Below are 15,882 nucleotides of genomic sequence, written 5' to 3'. Positions count from 1 at the left end.
TTAGCCGCTCCCCTCGACCGATCCTTCGACACAGTCCTCGATGATGCGGGCATAACCATCTGCTACCGTGGCCCAGTCGATACGTTTAGCCGCCGTTTCACGTATTTTCCGGGTCTGGTCCTGAGCCCGCTCTGGATGCTCCAACACGGCGAGGATGGATGCCGCAAGCGCCTGAGTATCCATGGGATCCACACATACTTCCTCCGCCGCATTACCCAGCAAATCACGAATGCCCGCTACGTCTCCCACTATCACTGGGCATCCACAACCGATTGCCTCCATAAGAACCACCGGCAGTCCCTCCTGATCGCCCGAGGTATCGCGAATAAAAGGAGCAACGAAGACCGTTGCGCGGCGATAAAGCTCCGGCAATCTGTCTTGAGTCATCGCCCCAAGAAACCTTACCTGTTCGACGATACCCCATTGATGCGCCAGCGCACGCAGCTCCGACTCTTCAGGACCAAAGCCGGCAATGGTCAGGACCGCTTCCGGCCGATGCGCAAGCACCAAGGGCATCGCTTTCAAGAGCGCCGGCAATCCCTTTTTTGCTACCAAGCGGCCTACGAAAAGCAATTCGTTATCGGCTCGCTTTACGTTTGAGTCCACGACAAAACGCCCGCGCAAATCGACGCCCATAGGCAACACGGCAAGCTTCGGAGGCATAAGCCCTATTGTCTGCGCTTCAGCTTGCATGGCTGTGCTCACCACTGTCATGCCGGATGAAGCATCGGCTACTTTTTGTTTCAATTTCGCAAGCAACGCACCTCGCAAGCCATAGAGATCCCCGCCGTGGGAAGTCACGATATATGGGATGCGCGCAACACTCCTCAGCTGGCGAGCGATCATGCCCTGAGGGATCAGCCAATGCGCGTGAATGACGTCGACCTGTCTATGCCGGATAAGCTGTCTTGCCGCCAGATACTGTCCCACAATGAATCCGGGCACCAGCAGCCACTTCCACTTGTGATGGCGCAAATTACTGACGATACCACCATGGCTGACTAGCGTCTGCCAACGGCGCGGTGCGTAACGAAAGCGCACAACCTCGACACCATCCAGCACCCCGTCCGGATCCGCTCCAGGTGCATCCGGCACTAATGCAATGACATGAAATCGATCCGCAAGACGTCGGCACAGCTCATGCACAAAACCCGGTTCGGGATCTCCACGCCAGCGTGGATAGGTCGAGGCCAGTACCAAAAGCGTGGAACGAGGCGGCTCACCCATGACGCCGGTACGTCAACGCCGTTATCTGCTCGGAAACCAGACCAATCAGAAAAACGATCACGGCAGCACTCCACATCAGGGTACTCATGTTCGTCAGTCGGCCCTCACGAATGTAAGTCCATGCGTAATTGGCGCAACCGAGCAAAAAAAACACCGCGCTCGCGGGGACGAACAGCTTCAATGGCGAATAAAGCGTGGCGATCTTGAAGATGATCAGCAAGAACCGCAAGCCATCGCGCAACGGCTTGATGTGGCTCTTCCCGACCCGCTGTGCGGCCTTGATCGGCACATAAGCCACTGGGTAGGCGCTGCGGAAAAAAGCCATGGTGCTGGTCGTCGGGTACGAGAATCCATTTGGCAAGAGATACAGAAACTCTTGAAACCGGTCTGCTCTCACTGCACGAAAACCAGAAGTGAGGTCCGCCACTGCATGACCCGTCATCTGGGTGGCAAGCCAGTTATATAAAGTGTTCGCGATGCCTCGCCCGACGCCGGCCTGGCTACCCCAATCGCGGGCCCCCACCGCCATGTCGTATCCCTGCTCCAGTTTTTCGATCAAGCGTGTCACATCCGCCGGATCATGCTGGCCATCGCCGTCCATGAAAACCAGGATCTCGCCAGTCGCGGCCCTGGCCCCTCGCTTGATGGCTGCACCATTACCCATGGAATAGGGTGAACTTAGGCACTTCACATCGTTGCGGGTGCAGATGACCCGCGTGTCGTCGGTGGAACCATCGTCCACCACGATGATCTCGGCGGCTGGGTACATGGCGCGCAAACGCGGCAGCAACTCGGCCAGAGCAGGGCCTTCATTCTTGGCAGGCAGGATGATGCTGAGACTATTCAATCAGGTCGATTCCCCATGAGGCAGCCGATAATAACGCGTGAAGCATGAAGCACCTACCGCGCCGGCCGGCCGGTTCTCGAAGATTCCGGCCGAACTGCTGCCCAGGTCACTCTTCCTTCCCAGGCCTGCGTTTTGCCCGTGGGCCCGGCCTTGATCGAGCGGAACTCCGCCGGGGATGTGCCCGGATTTGCCAAACTGGCCGGTACTCATAGCCTGGCGCCCCAATGTGCGCTAAATTCGAGTTCAATCAGGGGTTTTAAGCAGGTTTACTCATGTCATCGCAACCACAGCCAACCGCGCTAGGCCTGTCCGGCATGGCCCGTCGCCTCGTGGCCGAAGGTCTACTGCCCGAGACAGACGTCCGTAAAGCCGTCGCCGATTCGCTTCAGCAAAAAAAAACGCTGACCTCATGGCTGTTGGATCAGGGCCTGGTGGATAACAACCGCCTCGCCCAGATTGCTTCCGCCGAATTCGGCATGCCCATGATGGATGTGGCGGCTCTGGCACCTGCCAGCATGCCATTAAGCCTGATCAGCCAGGAACTGATCAGTAAGCATCAGGCACTGCCGCTACTCAAGCGCGGCAAGCGATTATTTGTCGGCATCGCCGATCCCATGCAGTTGCACGCCCTGGATGAAATCAAGTTCCACTCCAATTGCATGGTGGAACCGATCCTGGTTGAACGCAGCCAGCTGAACCGTGCCATCGAAAACGCGATAAGCACACTTAACAATGTCACTCCCGACCTGGGCGGGGGAGATCTGGAGGATCTTGCGCTCGAAACCGGGGATGGGGACGACGACAGTACAGGCAGCGGCATTGATGCCAACGCCAACGACGACGCTCCGGTCGTGAAGTTCGTCAACAAGATTCTGGTAGACGCCATACGGCGCGGCGCCTCCGACATCCATTTCGAGCCTTTCGAAAGCCAGTACCGAGTACGCTTGCGCATGGACGGCATGCTGCGTGCCGTAGCCAGTCCGCCGATAAAACTTTCCAACCGTATCTCATCACGCCTGAAGGTGATGGCCGGCCTGGATATCGCCGAAAGGCGCGTACCGCAGGACGGGCGCATCAAGCTGAACCTGTCGAAGAGCCATGCGATGGACTTCCGCGTGAGCACACTGCCCACGCTGTTCGGCGAGAAGATCGTGCTGCGTATCCTGGATAGCTCATCGGCCAAGCTCGGCATCGATAAGCTGGGCTATGAGGAACATCAAAAACAGCTCTACATCGATGCCATCCACAAGCCCTACGGCATGGTATTGGTCACCGGACCCACTGGCTCGGGCAAAACCGTATCGCTTTATACAGCACTGAACATTCTCAACACCGCCGAACGCAATATTTCTACGGTGGAAGATCCGGTCGAAATCCGTGTCGAAGGCATCAACCAGGTCCAGCAGAACACCAAGCGCGGCATGACCTTTGCGGCAGCGCTTCGCTCGTTTTTGCGCCAGGATCCTGATGTGATCATGGTGGGCGAAATCCGTGACCTGGAAACAGCCGAAATCGCCATCAAAGCCGCCCAGACCGGTCACATGGTGTTGTCCACCCTGCACACCAACGACGCGCCTCAGACCATCTCGCGCTTGATGAACATGGGCATTGCGCCCTACAACATCACCTCGTCCGTCACCCTGGTCATTGCCCAGCGTCTGGCGCGTCGTTTGCATAGCTGCAAGAAGCAGATGAGCCTCATACCCAAAACCTTGCTGGACGCCGGTTTCACCCAGCAGGATATCGACGACGGGCTGACCGTCTATGAAGCCGTCGGCTGCCCCGACTGCAACGAAGGTTATAAGGGACGCGTGGGCATCTACCAGGTCATGCCCATGGTCGAGGACATCCAGAAGATCGTGCTGGAGGGTGGGAACGCGCTGCAGATCGCCGAAGTCGCCCGCAAACTGGGCATCAATGATCTGCGGGCATCGGCCCTGCTCAAAGTCAAGCAAGGCGTGACGAGCTTGGCAGAAATTGACCGTGTGACCAAGGACTGACGTCCGGGATGGGGCAATTCGAAACATTTTGATAATGGACTTGCGCCAAGGGCCACGAAAATCCCGTTTTGAAATGACGTAAGCTGCACGCTGTCCTGCCCGTCGCCCCACAGAGGCGACGGACCGAATTATTGGGGGAAGATACGCATGGCCACGGCTACCGCTGCCACGAAGAACACCCGGCAACAGGGCATTGAACGTGCTCAGATCAGCCAGTTGCCCACCTATGACTGGGTGGCGCTGGATAAGCGCGGCAAACGCATGAAGGGTTCCACACAGGCAAAAAATGCCTCGCTGGTAAAGGCCGAGCTGCGCCGCCAAGGCATGAACCCCCAGACCGTTCGCGAACGCGCCAAGCCCCTGTTCGGCTCCAGCGGCAAAGCGGTCAAGCCCCGTGATGTGGCCATTTTCAGCCGACAGATCGCCACCATGATGGCATCAGGCGTGCCCATGGTGCAGGCTTTCGACATTATTGCCGACGGCCAGAAAAACCCCCGTTTCAAGAACATGCTGATCGATGTCAAACAGAACATCGAAGGCGGCTCGACCCTGCACGAAGCCCTGGGCCAGTATCCCGTGCAATTCGATGAGCTCTACCGAAATCTTGTTCGGGCAGGTGAGTCGGCAGGTGTGCTCGATACCATTCTCGACACCGTCGCCACCTACAAAGAGAAAACCGAGAGCATCAAGGGCAAGATCAAGAAGGCGCTTTTCTATCCAATCATGGTCATGGTGGTCGCCGTTGCCGTCATCATGATCATGTTGTTGTTCGTCGTGCCAGTTTTTGCCAAAACCTTCAAGGATGCAGGCGCACAGTTGCCGGCACCGACTCAGCTTCTTGTGAACCTCTCGCAATTCATGCAGCAGTATTGGTGGGTGATCATCTTTGGAGGTGCCGGCGCGATCGTAGCCCTGGTCATGGCAAAGAAGCGGTCGGTGAAGTTTGCTCATTTCCTCGATCGCCTAACCCTCAAATTACCCGTGATGGGCAACATCCTTCGTCAGTCAGCTATTGCACGTTTTTCGCGCACCTTGGGCGTTACCTTCCGTGCCGGCGTGCCGCTTGTCGAGGCGATGGATGCCGTTGCCGGTGCGACAGGCAGCGTTGTATACGCCGAGGGTGTACACCAGATGCGTGACGACGTCGCGGTGGGTCACCAACTACAGCTGGCAATGCGACAGACCGGGCTTTTCCCAAACATGGTCACGCAGATGGTCGCCATCGGTGAAGAATCCGGCGCCCTGGATCACATGTTGTTCAAGTGCGCTGAATTCTATGAAGAGGAAGTTAGCAACGCCGTCGACTCGTTGGCTTCGCTGCTAGAACCTTTGATGATGGTGATCCTGGGTGTATTGGTCGGCGGCATAGTGATCGCCCTATACCTCCCCATCTTCAAACTCGCCGGCACCTTCTAATCAATCGTCTCTAACCGCGCCACAGGATTGCCGCATTACGGCGATAATGTGGCGCGTTTTCATAACCAGGATCCAGGCATGCCCGACTTGCCACTGATCATGTGGGCGCTTATCGCCGGGGTGTTCGGCCTGCTGATCGGCAGTTTTCTTAATGTGGTGATTTTGCGGCTACCGGTGCGACTGGATGCTCTATGGCAACAGGAAGCCCGCGAAGTACTGGGCGTGGATACGCCGGTCGAGCCATTGCCGCCGGGTATCGTGCGTGAGCGGTCACATTGCCCACATTGCAAGCATCCCTTGGCAGCGTACGACAATATCCCGCTTTTCAGCTGGCTACTGCTGGGCGGACGCTGCCGCTATTGCCGGGCCCCTATTTCGATCCAATACCCATTGGTTGAGGCGCTGACCGCCGTTCTTAGCGCGATTGTGGTGTGGAAATTCGGCCCGACCTGGGCTGCCTTGGCAGGCTTGTTCTTTACCTGGGCATTGGTGGCGTTGTCGGGTATCGATTTCCGTACCCAACTGCTACCGGACCAGATCACCCAGCCCTTGCTTTGGGCTGGGCTTGCTCTGAGCCTTTGCCATCTTTTCGTCGAACCGAATGCGGCCATTCTTGGTGCCGCGATCGGCTATCTCAGTCTGTGGAGTGTGTACTGGCTGTTCAAACTGCTGACGGGCAAGGAAGGCATGGGATTTGGTGACTTCAAATTGCTCGCCGCGCTCGGAGCATGGATGGGACCGGTTTCATTGCTGCCGGTGATACTGCTGTCCTCATTGGTAGGCGCGCTTATCGGCGGCACCATGATTGTCCTGCGCAAACACGCGCGCGAGGTACCGATGCCATTTGGGCCCTTTATCGCCCTGGCGGGCTGGATCTGGTTTGTGGCAGGTGATTACCTGTGGCACGCCTATATGAGTTTCTCTGGTATCCGATAAGCCGCCCCATGCCATTTACAGCAGCCCTTACAGGTGGCATCGCCTCCGGCAAAAGCGTGGTGGAACAACGCTTCAAGGCGCTGGGGGTGCGGGTATGCGATGCGGATTACGCCGCACGTGTCGTCGTAGAGCCAGGCAGCGACGGCCTTGCTGCCATCGTTGCCGCTTTCGGCCCTGACGTCCTGGATCCGCATGGCAACCTCGACCGACCAGCGATGCGCCAGCGTGTCTTCGCCGATCCTTCCGCGCGCAAGACCCTGGAATCCATCGTGCATCCGCGCGTGCGACAGTGGATGCTGGAGCATGCGCAGCGTGCCGAGGGGCCCTACGTCATGCTGTCTATTCCGCTGCTTGCGGAGAACATCGGACATTACCGCTGGGTGGACCGGATTGTGGTGGTGGATGTGCCGGAAGCTACCCAGATGGCGCGGCTGATCGCGCGAGACGGGATCGAGGAGACGCTTGCCACGCGCATCCTGGCCAGCCAGGCCTCCCGCTCCGCCCGCCTGGCGCTGGCGGATGATGTGATCGACAACGCGGGCCCGGAGGCTACGCTGGACGCCCAGGTAGCCGCCCTGCATCAACGCTACCTTGAATTGGCCGCTGACCGGCGTTAACTGCGGCCAAAGACACCCCTTCGGCCAGCGGTTACGCAACTCTTTCAACCGGTTAAACTTGGGGATTCCCGCCCCTCGTGCAGACTTTTGAACCCGATGTCCACCGAATCCGCCGCCGCCAAGCCTGCTGAAACCCTTGAGACCGACGCGCCGCGCGATTTCGTCCGCCAGATCATTCGCGAGGACCTGGCCAAAGGCAAGCACACGGCCATCCGCACCCGCTTCCCGCCGGAACCCAACGGCTACCTGCATATTGGTCACGCCAAGGCAATCTGCCTGGATTTCGGTATCGCCCGGGAGTTTGAGGGCTGGTGCAACCTGCGCCTGGACGACACCAACCCGGGCAAGGAAGACCCTGAGTTTGTCGAGGGCATCAAGGATGATGTGCGCTGGCTGGGTTACGAGTGGCATGACCTGCGCCATGCCTCGGACTACTTTGAAGTTTTCTACCGCGCCGCGCTCAAGCTGATCGAGGATGGCCACGCCTATGTGGACGACCTCACCGCCGAGCAGATGCGCGAATACCGCGGCACGCTGACCGAGCCGGGACGTCATTCCCCCTTCCGTGATCGTAGCGTGGCGGAGAATCTGGATCTGTTCCGCCGCATGCGCGCGGGCGAGTTCGAGGACGGCAGCAAGACGCTGCGCGCCAAGATCGACATGACCTCGGGCAACATCAATTTGCGCGATCCGGCGATCTACCGCATCCGCAAGGTTACCCACCAGAACACCGGCGACGCGTGGCCGATCTACCCGATGTACGACTACGCGCACTGCCTTTCGGATGCACTGGAAGGTATCACCCATTCGCTGTGCACGCTGGAGTTCGAGGATCACCGCCCGCTCTACGACTGGTTCGTGGACAACGTGGACCTGCCGAACCACCCGGAGCTGTGGCAGCACATGCGCGATGCCGGTTTTCGCACCGAACCGGCCAAGCCGCGACAGATCGAGTTCTCCCGCCTCAATCTCAGCTACAGCATCACCAGCAAGCGCAAGCTTGCCCAGCTGGTGAACGAGGGGCTGGTCGATGGCTGGGACGATCCGCGCATGAATACCCTGCGCGGTCTGCGCCGCCGCGGTTTCACGCCGGGCGGTATTCGCCTGCTGATCGAGCGCCTGGGCATAAGCAAGCAGAACAGCATGATCGACTACGCCATCTTCGAGAACTGCGTCCGCGAAGACCTCGATGCCAGCGCCGCGCGCCGCATGGCGGTGATCGATCCGCTGAAGCTGGTGATCACCAATCTGCCCGAGGGGCACGAAGAAACGCTGAGCTTCCCGAATCATCCCAAGGATGAGAGCTTCGGGACCCGCCAAGTGCCGTTCTCGCGTGAACTGTGGATAGAACGCGAGGACTTCGCCGAAATACCGCCCAAGGGCTTTCATCGCCTGAAGCCGGAAGGCGAAGTGCGCCTGCGTGGCGTGGGCATCGTGAAGTGCGAGCAGGTCGTCAAGGATGCCGCCGGTAACGTTACCGAGCTGCATGGCACGCTCGACCTGGATTCCCGTTCCGGCATGCCCGGAGCCGATCGCAAGGTCAAAGGCACCATCCACTGGGTGAGCGCCAAACACGGCGTTGCGGCGGAAATCCGCATTTACGACCGCCTGTTCAACGTCCCTACCCCGGACGACGAAAGCGACGGCAAGAGCTGGATCGAGCACATCAATCCGGACGCCAAGCGCACCGTGCGCGGCTGGCTGGAACCATCCGCGGCCAGCGCCGAACCCGAGCAGCGCTACCAGTTCGAGCGCCTGGGCTATTTCGTGGCCGATCGCCTCGACCATCGCCCGGAAGCCCCGGTGTTCAACCGCACGGTCACCCTGCGCGACACCTGGGCCAAACAGGCATGATGCTGCCGTTGCAGATCCATCTCACCCTACCGCCCTGGATCGAGGAAGTGGCTGACGCCGGTCGGCGCTATCTCACCGATGAGGAGCGTGTAGGGCTGGCGATTGAACTGTCGCAGCGCAATATCCAGCACGGTAGTGGCGGGCCGTTCGGCGCCGCCGTATTCGACGAGCACGGCCGGCTGATTGCCGCTGCGACCAACCGCGTGGTCCCCCAGACCTGCTCGGTGGCGCATGCGGAAATGCTTGCCTATATGGCAGCTCAGCAGCGCCTGGCGAGCTACCGGCTCAATGAGCAGGGCGGCCACTACACCTTGGCCACCAGTTCCCAGCCCTGTTGCCAATGCTATGGCGCCACCGTCTGGGCCGGCGTCGACACGCTGCTGATCGGCGCCCGCGCCGAGGACGTCGAGGCGCTTACCGAATTCGACGAGGGCCCCTTGCCGACCGACTGGGTCGGCGAACTGGAACGCCGCGGCATTGCCGTGCGCCGGGACATCCTGCGCAACGAAGCCCGCGCGGTACTGGCCGCTTACGGCACCACCGGGGCCAGCTATTGAAACGCCTGCGCGCAGCACTGCCGCTGCTCTTGCTGATCGCAGCAGGCATTGTGCTGCTTGCATCGGGCTTGTTCGATCGCATCCACCCCGAGCAACTGGTCGCGCATCAGCAAGAATTCCACACGCGCATCAATGAGGACCCCTGGCTAAGCCGGCTGGTCTACATCGGCCTGCTGATCCTGGCGACTTGCACGGGCATCCCGGTGACCATCGTGCTGATCCTGGCCGGGGGATTCGCCTTCGGCGTGGTGGAGGGCACCATCTACTCCTCCATCGGCCTGACCCTGGGCTCGCTGGTGCTGTTCCTTGCCAGCCGCTATGCATTCGGGGCAGGCAGCAAACACCCGCCGGCTATCGCCGACAAGCTGCATCATGGTTTCGAACGCCATCCGGTGGTCTACACCCTGTTCCTGCGGCTGGTACCGGTAGCGCCCTTTGGCCTGATCACCGTGGCGCTGGCCTGGCTGCGCTGCTCGCTCTGGCTGTTTCTCGGCGCCACCTGGTTCGGCGGCACGATCATGCTGGGCTTCGAAACCTCGATAGGCGCGGGACTGGGGAAGGCGCTCAGTCACGGCCAACAGATTGGCCTTGGGTTGATGTTCGATCCCGGCGTCCTGGCGCCGCTGGGCGTATTGGCCTTGTTGTCGCTGGTGCCCTTAGTCCTGGAACGGCTGAAATCGCGCTGGCACCCGTCGACACCTCGTCCGGACAATCGCCCGGACCAGTCTTGATATCTGCCTGACACCACGACGCTTGTTGTTTGCCGGCCGTCAGCCCGAAGGCGCAACCGCTGACGGCACATGCTCCGTGAACGGATTAGGCTGGCTCTCCAGGTAAAGCTGCCCCAGCTGGTAGGAGCCGTAGTCCGACATATGCCCGGTGTCCCGGTAGATCGGCACCCCTTTGTAGGTGGTCATGCAGCTGTCGCCCGAGCATTGCACAAGGCGCGGGTCGATCAACACCAAGGTTGGATAGCTCGTTTTCAGCCGCTCGAAGAGCTGGTCATACCAGACATCCACGTCGCCCTTGGTGCTTCCCAGCGTGCAGTCGGCTCCACCCGACCTCTGGCGTAGCTTGAAATGCTGATAGAAGCAGCCCTGAAAATCGTCAGGCATCGTTGCCGCCCCCTTGATCACCACCGGTATCGCGCCGGTTGAAGTGACGATGTCCAACGCATGCCGCATCGCCGCCTCAATGCGCGCCCGCCCCAGTTCTTTGGATTGCAGGTCGCCTGGCTTGTTCACAATCGCCGGAAAGTCGTAATACACCCAGTTCTCGCCGATGATCACGTATTTGAATTTGTGCGACTGAATGATGCTGTAGTAATTCTTGGTGCGATCTTCGCAAACGCGATATTGCTGGTAATTGATGGAATGCCAGTCATAAAGCGTCACGCCGGGCAGTGCGAGGCAGGAAGGCGTGGCCAGCGACGCCACCGACACACCCGCCGCATTGGATAGCCGATCGATGAAATTCCAATATTGATTGGAATAGGAATCGCCAATCATCAAACCGGTAACCGGTACACCCTTGTGCCCGATCACGCAGACATCCAGATAGCGGAGGTCCACGTTCCCGCCATTCGTGCCACGGCCTTGCAGACAATGCCTGCGCATCGGCGGGTCGTATTTGCTCAGCGAGCCATCCACGTAAGCCAGTTCCGGACCGAAACGCGCCGGGAAGAACTCATGCTTCTGCGCGACGACAAACAGCGCCGCCACCGCAAACAGCGGAACAACTACCAGTACCGCCACTGATCGTCCAAAGCTCGGGCGCAGGCGGCGATAAGGCTGTTCGATAAAGCGGTAAGAGAGATAACCGAGCGCGAACGTCAGTCCGTAGCAAAGCAATAGGGTTGCGGCGCTTTCCGGCAGTTCCAGGTACCGCCAGGTCGCAAAAATCGGCCAGTGCCAGAGATAAAGCGAATAGGAGATATCGCCGATGAACACCACCGGCGCCAGCGAGAGCAGCCACGACACCCAGGACTTTTCGTTCGCGCCCATCCAGAGCACGACGACGCAAGCCGCACACAGCAATACCGCGTAACGATTCGGGTAGTCCGCAATCACCCCGTGCATCGCAGCAATGCCAAAAATCACCGCCAGCGCCAACACGCCTAGCAGGTTCAACAGCAGCGCATCCGGAGGCGCGCTTCGTCCCTCGACCAGTACGGCCAAGGTTGCACCAAACAGAAATTCAAAAATGCGCGTCGAGAACCAGAAATACGCCGCGTCACCATGCATGACCGGCTGGCGCAACGCATACCAAGCCAGCGCGACCAGCGCGGTCAGAAGCATCAGCCGGGTTTGCAGTGGCGACACATAGCGATACAGCAGCCACATCGCCACCGGCATGATCAGGTACCACTGCCATTCGACCGAAAGCGACCAGGTATGCAGCAGCAACAGCGTCTGCGACCCTGTCGCTGCATAAGCGGTGGTCGTTTTGGCGAAGTAGTAGTTCGACGAGAGCCCGATCGTCTGCATCGCCGACTTGAAATAGACGTTGAAGTCGTCGGGCAGATAGAAGATTGCCGCAACCATGAAGGTCGCAGCGACCACAGCGAGCAGCGCAACCTGGATGCGCCAAAGCCTGCGTACGTAGAAGCCACGGAACGAAAATGTGCCAGCAGCCAGATCGGCCCTGACGATGGAGGTGATCAGAAACCCGGAGATGACAAAGAACACATCCACGCCGATAAAGCCGGATGGGAACGCGGTCACGCCACCGTGAAACAAGAGCACGAGGACAACGGCGACCGCCCTCAGTCCATTGATATCCTTCCGAAACCCCATATCCCCGCCATCTTCTGTTCGACATGACAGGCGCACTTATCCGCGAGGCACGCAATAAACCGCGCCGGCGTGATCTGCCCGCCTGTTACAGAACCCCTGGATGCAACGTCTGCCGCGACATCCCCTGCTTGGCCTCTGGCACCTTTACAGGGTACTAGCCAAGATTCTTACGATATTAACATGCGACTTCGAGGGGAGCCCTGCGGACAAAGTCTCAGATTATTGCGACATTGGCCCCAAACACGAAGACCGGGAATGAGCATCAGATCGATCCGCCAAACACAAAAAAAGGACTTACGTCGCCGTAAGTCCCTCTGAATGCTGGTGGGCCGTGACAGATTCGAACTGTCGACCAATAGATTAAAAGTCTACTGCTCTACCGACTGAGCTAACGGCCCGTAAAAAAGTTAGCTGGCAATTTTATGACCTGAGCGCTTGTGGCACAAGCGCATCACGCATATCGGGTCGGATCAGGCAGGCCGGCGGCACGGAAACCCTGGGCGCGCAGTCGGCAGGCGTCGCAGTGGCCACACGCACGGCCCTCGGCATCGGCCTGGTAGCAGCTGACCGTGGCGGCAAAGTCCACGCCCAAGCGCTGGCCCTCCCGAGCTATATCAGCCTTGCTCATCGCCATCAGCGGGGCATGGATGCGGATGCCCGCCCCTTCCACACCAGCCTTGGTGGCGACATTGGCGAGGTGCTCGAACGTCTCGACGAAGGCGGGGCGGCAGTCGGGATAGCCGGAGTAGTCCACGGCGTTGACGCCGCACCAGATGTCCGTGGAGCCAAGCACCTCCGCCCAGCCCAGTGCAATCGACAGCATGATGGTGTTGCGGGCCGGTACGTATGTTACGGGAATGCCTTCGCCACCCTCTTCCGGCACATCGATATCCGCCGTCAACGCCGAGCCGCCGATGCTGCGCAAGTCGACGTGTACCGTTTTATGTTCGACAGCACCCAGCATGTTCGCCACGCGTGCGGCGGCCTCAAGCTCGGAACTGTGGCGTTGCCCGTAAGCCACGCTCAAGGCATGCACTTGATAGCCCTGTTCACGGGCGAGGGCGATGGTAACGGCCGAGTCCATGCCTCCTGAAACGAGGATGACGGCCTTGCGGGGACTGGATGCTGACATGGTTGGATTCCAACATGATGAAACGGCCGGTCACCGGCCTGGAAGCGCTTGCTGGCGACACAGGCCGGCGCGCATAAAACAGAAGCAACGGAAAGCAGCTCACCAGTACGACGGACGCTTTGATTCCGGCTTGCGATCGAAGGGTGGATGACCAGACATAACCGGCCCCCTTTCCTTACGTAATCAACTAGTGCCCCGGTGCATCGTTCCACAGCAGCTTATGCAACTGCAGTTGGAAACGCACCGGCAACTTATCCTCGATGATCCACTCGGCCAGTGCCCGCGGCTCTACCGCGCCATGTACCGGTGAGAACAGCACCATGCAGCGCTTGTCGATCGCGTGTTCGGCTACAACATCACGCGCCCATTCGTAATCGGCGCGACTGGCGATGACGATCTTCACCTGATCATGCGGCAGTAAATGACCCAGGTTGGACCACAGATTGCGCTGGCTCTCGCCGGAATCCGGCGCCTTCAGATCCATCACCTTGCGCACGCGCGCATCGACCGAGGACACATCAATCGCGCCGGACGTCTCCAACGAAACCTCATAGCCCGCATCACACAGCTTATGCAGCAGGATCAGGCAGCGTTTCTGCGCCAGCGGTTCGCCACCGGTCACGCAGACATGCTTCGCGCCATGCACCGCGACCTCGGCAAGAATGTCGTCGATATCGCGCCAGTTGCCGCCGTAAAACGAATACTCGGTATCGCACCACACGCAGCGCAGCGGACAGCCGGTGAGGCGCACGAATACCGTGCGCCAGCCGATCGCATCCGCCTCACCCTGGATCGAATGGAAGATCTCGGTGATGCGCAAACGCTCGGCTGTTGACGACGCCGACGTGGTCTCTTCCACGCTTGCCTGACTGCCTATCGCCATGGTGGTACTCAACGAGCCGGCTGCTGCGGCAGCCGGCGCAGTCTTTCTTGAGCCAGCTTGGCGGCGTTGGAATTGGGATACTTGCTCACCACCAGTTTCAGCGTCGCGGTGCCTGCGTCCGTCTGCTTCATTTCAAGCTGGCTATAACCGAGCTTGAGGGTGGCATCCGGCGCCTTCTCGCTCTGCGGGTACTGACTCAGCAGGTGCTTGAAGGCTTCTACCGCAACCTGATAGTTGGTCGTCGCGTAGTACGACTCGCCCAGCCAGTAGAAGGCATTCGGAGTCAGCGCATCGTTCGGGTATTTCTCGATGAATTCCCGGAACCCACGCGAAGAAGATACGTAATCGCCAGCCTTTATGGATTTGAAGGCCGCGTTGTAAGCATTGAGCGCCGCAGCCTTTTGCGCGGCGGATTCGGCGGGTACAGATGGCGCCGTGGGTGCAGCCGGGGCAGAGCTGGTGCTGGCAGCAGGAGCGGATGCGGCCGGAGCCGGGCCATTACTGCTCGCAGCAGGTGCCGGATTGGCACTGGCACTCTTTTCCAACCGTCCAACACGGCTGTCCAGATCGGTGTACTGCGCCTTGCTCTGATCCTGCAACTGCTGCACCTGATGCTGCAGTTCTTCGATCTGGCCCTGCATGTTCTGCATCTGCGACTGCATCTGCTGAAGCTGGTTGAGCAGGTTGGTCCGGTACTGATCCTGGTTCTGCTGTTGTTGCTCGAGGCGAGCAACCCGGTCGGACAGGCTCATCGGCGATGAATCCTGAGCATGTGCCGGAGCCATAAACAGCATGGCGGACGCCAAGGCGCCCGCCATGCTGAAACTGGCCGTGAAACGATTAGCCAGCCGAAACACCATTACTCAGCCGTGTAGACGATCTCAACACGACGATTCTTGCTCCAGCAATCCTCGTTGTGCTCGCGGCACACCGGCTTCTCTTTGCCGTAGCTGATCACGCTGATCTGGCTGGCCGAGGCGCCATTGGCCTGCAGTGCGCTGGACACGGCGTTACCGCGGCGCTCGCCGAGGCCGAGGTTGTATTCACGCGTACCGCGCTCGTCGGTGTTGCCTTCCAAGCGCATCTGCGCGGTCGGACGATCCTGCAGGTACTTGGCGTGGCACTGCATGATCTGGGCGAACTCCGGCTTCACTTCGTCCTTGTCGAAGTCGAAGTAGACAACGCGCTGACGCAGGCAAGGATCCGTGTCGAGGTCAGCCGGGGTGTACTTGCCGGTGCCCTGCGGAGCAGCGGTTTCCTGCGCAACTTGCGGGGCTTCCTGCTGCGGCTTGACTTCCTGCTTCTTGGAGCAGGCCGCCGCGCCAACGCAAAGCAGGGCGACCAGAGCGATACGAACGGTCTTATTCATGGTGACGTTCCTTCAAACGGGTTTGATTTCCGACAGTCAATGACGATTGCGGTTACGGGACAGTAGTCGCCGGTGGCCCGGCTGTTTTACTTATTTTTCTTACACCTTCAACTTACGGCCACGCATTGTACTGCTTCAGGCCGCTGTGGGGCGAGGCAAAGTGCCACGACCCACCTTGCCGGAACACCTCAAAAAGCATTCCGGGCCCTCCTTAGGGCATCCGGCCGCAGCCCCGAAGGCTACGGCTGG

General features: G+C 59.6%; 14 protein-coding genes and 1 tRNA gene. 7 read left to right on the top strand and 8 right to left on the bottom strand.

The window, feature by feature from the left end; translation table 11 throughout:
- Nucleotides 1-1,227, bottom strand: coding sequence for a glycosyltransferase (locus tag ISP19_RS15920; RefSeq protein WP_204683406.1), 1,227 nt, complete (start codon nt 1,225-1,227; stop codon nt 1-3).
- Entirely contained in the window at nt 1,220-2,074 is an 855-nt protein-coding gene (locus tag ISP19_RS15915) for a glycosyltransferase family 2 protein (protein WP_204683405.1), read from the bottom strand. Before ISP19_RS15915 ends, ISP19_RS15920 begins: the two co-directional genes overlap by 8 nt.
- Nucleotides 2,075-2,346: 272 nt before the next feature.
- On the opposite strand from ISP19_RS15915, the gene pilB reads away from it, so the two are divergent.
- The 7 genes from pilB to ISP19_RS15880 all read left to right on the top strand — a co-directional run bounded on the left by pilB (nt 2,347) and on the right by ISP19_RS15880 (nt 10,185).
- Nucleotides 2,347-4,074, top strand: a complete 1,728-nt coding sequence (gene pilB / locus ISP19_RS15910; protein ID WP_204683404.1) for a type IV-A pilus assembly ATPase PilB — start codon at nt 2,347-2,349, stop codon at nt 4,072-4,074.
- Between the two features lie 147 nt (nt 4,075-4,221).
- Complete coding sequence (locus ISP19_RS15905; RefSeq protein ID WP_204683403.1) at nt 4,222-5,490, top strand: type II secretion system F family protein; 1,269 nt, start codon at nt 4,222-4,224, stop codon at nt 5,488-5,490.
- Between the two features lie 78 nt (nt 5,491-5,568).
- Nucleotides 5,569-6,426 (top strand): prepilin peptidase, encoded by an 858-nt coding sequence (locus ISP19_RS15900; RefSeq protein WP_204683402.1) that lies wholly within the window; start codon nt 5,569-5,571, stop codon nt 6,424-6,426.
- A gap of 8 nt (nt 6,427-6,434) precedes the next feature.
- Nucleotides 6,435-7,043 carry a dephospho-CoA kinase gene (gene coaE / locus ISP19_RS15895; protein ID WP_204683401.1) on the top strand — a complete coding sequence of 203 codons (609 nt, stop codon included), beginning with the start codon at nt 6,435-6,437 and terminating at the stop codon, nt 7,041-7,043.
- Between the two features lie 96 nt (nt 7,044-7,139).
- Nucleotides 7,140-8,897 (top strand): glutamine--tRNA ligase/YqeY domain fusion protein, encoded by a 1,758-nt coding sequence (locus ISP19_RS15890; protein ID WP_204683400.1) that lies wholly within the window; start codon nt 7,140-7,142, stop codon nt 8,895-8,897.
- Nucleotides 8,897-9,454, top strand: coding sequence for a nucleoside deaminase (locus tag ISP19_RS15885; RefSeq protein ID WP_204683844.1), 558 nt, complete (start codon nt 8,897-8,899; stop codon nt 9,452-9,454). The genes ISP19_RS15890 and ISP19_RS15885 overlap by 1 nt, the downstream gene beginning before the upstream one ends.
- Entirely contained in the window at nt 9,451-10,185 is a 735-nt protein-coding gene (locus tag ISP19_RS15880; protein WP_204683399.1) for a TVP38/TMEM64 family protein, read from the top strand. Before ISP19_RS15885 ends, ISP19_RS15880 begins: the two co-directional genes overlap by 4 nt.
- A 39-nt stretch (nt 10,186-10,224) precedes the next feature.
- Here the strand turns inward: ISP19_RS15880 and ISP19_RS15875 are convergent, their stop codons facing one another.
- From ISP19_RS15875 to pal, 6 genes are all read right to left on the bottom strand, one after another.
- Complete coding sequence (locus ISP19_RS15875) at nt 10,225-12,249, bottom strand: acyltransferase family protein (protein ID WP_275577143.1); 2,025 nt, start codon at nt 12,247-12,249, stop codon at nt 10,225-10,227.
- Between the two features lie 322 nt (nt 12,250-12,571).
- Nucleotides 12,572-12,647 (bottom strand) — tRNA-Lys (locus ISP19_RS15870).
- A 53-nt stretch (nt 12,648-12,700) separates the two neighbouring features.
- On the bottom strand, nt 12,701-13,381 hold the full coding sequence (queC, locus tag ISP19_RS15865; protein ID WP_204683397.1) for a 7-cyano-7-deazaguanine synthase QueC: 681 nt from the start codon (nt 13,379-13,381) through the stop codon (nt 12,701-12,703).
- Nucleotides 13,382-13,568: 187 nt separating this feature from the next.
- Nucleotides 13,569-14,264, bottom strand: a complete 696-nt coding sequence (gene queE, locus ISP19_RS15860; RefSeq protein WP_204683396.1) for a 7-carboxy-7-deazaguanine synthase QueE — start codon at nt 14,262-14,264, stop codon at nt 13,569-13,571.
- A gap of 8 nt (nt 14,265-14,272) precedes the next feature.
- Nucleotides 14,273-15,016, bottom strand: coding sequence for a tol-pal system protein YbgF (ybgF, locus tag ISP19_RS15855; RefSeq protein ID WP_379946090.1), 744 nt, complete (start codon nt 15,014-15,016; stop codon nt 14,273-14,275).
- Nucleotides 15,017-15,123: 107 nt separating this feature from the next.
- On the bottom strand, nt 15,124-15,633 hold the full coding sequence (pal, locus tag ISP19_RS15850; RefSeq protein ID WP_204683394.1) for a peptidoglycan-associated lipoprotein Pal: 510 nt from the start codon (nt 15,631-15,633) through the stop codon (nt 15,124-15,126).
- Between the last annotated feature and the right edge of the window lie 249 nt (nt 15,634-15,882).

The organism is Dyella flava, assembly GCF_016904955.1.
In the GTDB taxonomy this organism is placed as follows: Bacteria; Pseudomonadota; Gammaproteobacteria; order Xanthomonadales; family Rhodanobacteraceae; genus Dyella_B; species Dyella_B flava.
The sequence above is the reverse complement of the archived record's forward strand: the minus strand, read 5'-3'. Positions and strand labels throughout refer to the sequence as shown.

Excerpts from the sequence above, each read along its gene's own strand:
- ISP19_RS15920 (WP_204683406.1), bottom strand. The coding sequence starts at position 1,227 with ATGGGTGAGCCGCCTCGTTCCACGCTTTTGGTACTGGCCTCGACCTAT.
- pilB (WP_204683404.1), top strand. The coding sequence starts at position 2,347 with ATGTCATCGCAACCACAGCCAACCGCGCTAGGCCTGTCCGGCATGGCC.
- ISP19_RS15905 (WP_204683403.1), top strand. The coding sequence starts at position 4,222 with ATGGCCACGGCTACCGCTGCCACGAAGAACACCCGGCAACAGGGCATT.
- ISP19_RS15900 (WP_204683402.1), top strand. The coding sequence starts at position 5,569 with ATGCCCGACTTGCCACTGATCATGTGGGCGCTTATCGCCGGGGTGTTC.
- coaE (WP_204683401.1), top strand. The coding sequence starts at position 6,435 with ATGCCATTTACAGCAGCCCTTACAGGTGGCATCGCCTCCGGCAAAAGC.
- ISP19_RS15890 (WP_204683400.1), top strand. The coding sequence starts at position 7,140 with ATGTCCACCGAATCCGCCGCCGCCAAGCCTGCTGAAACCCTTGAGACC.
- ISP19_RS15885 (WP_204683844.1), top strand. The coding sequence starts at position 8,897 with ATGCTGCCGTTGCAGATCCATCTCACCCTACCGCCCTGGATCGAGGAA.
- ISP19_RS15875 (WP_275577143.1), bottom strand. The coding sequence starts at position 12,249 with ATGGGGTTTCGGAAGGATATCAATGGACTGAGGGCGGTCGCCGTTGTC.
- queC (WP_204683397.1), bottom strand. The coding sequence starts at position 13,381 with ATGTCAGCATCCAGTCCCCGCAAGGCCGTCATCCTCGTTTCAGGAGGC.
- queE (WP_204683396.1), bottom strand. The coding sequence starts at position 14,264 with ATGGCGATAGGCAGTCAGGCAAGCGTGGAAGAGACCACGTCGGCGTCG.
- ybgF (WP_379946090.1), bottom strand. The coding sequence starts at position 15,016 with ATGAGCCTGTCCGACCGGGTTGCTCGCCTCGAGCAACAACAGCAGAAC.
- pal (WP_204683394.1), bottom strand. The coding sequence starts at position 15,633 with ATGAATAAGACCGTTCGTATCGCTCTGGTCGCCCTGCTTTGCGTTGGC.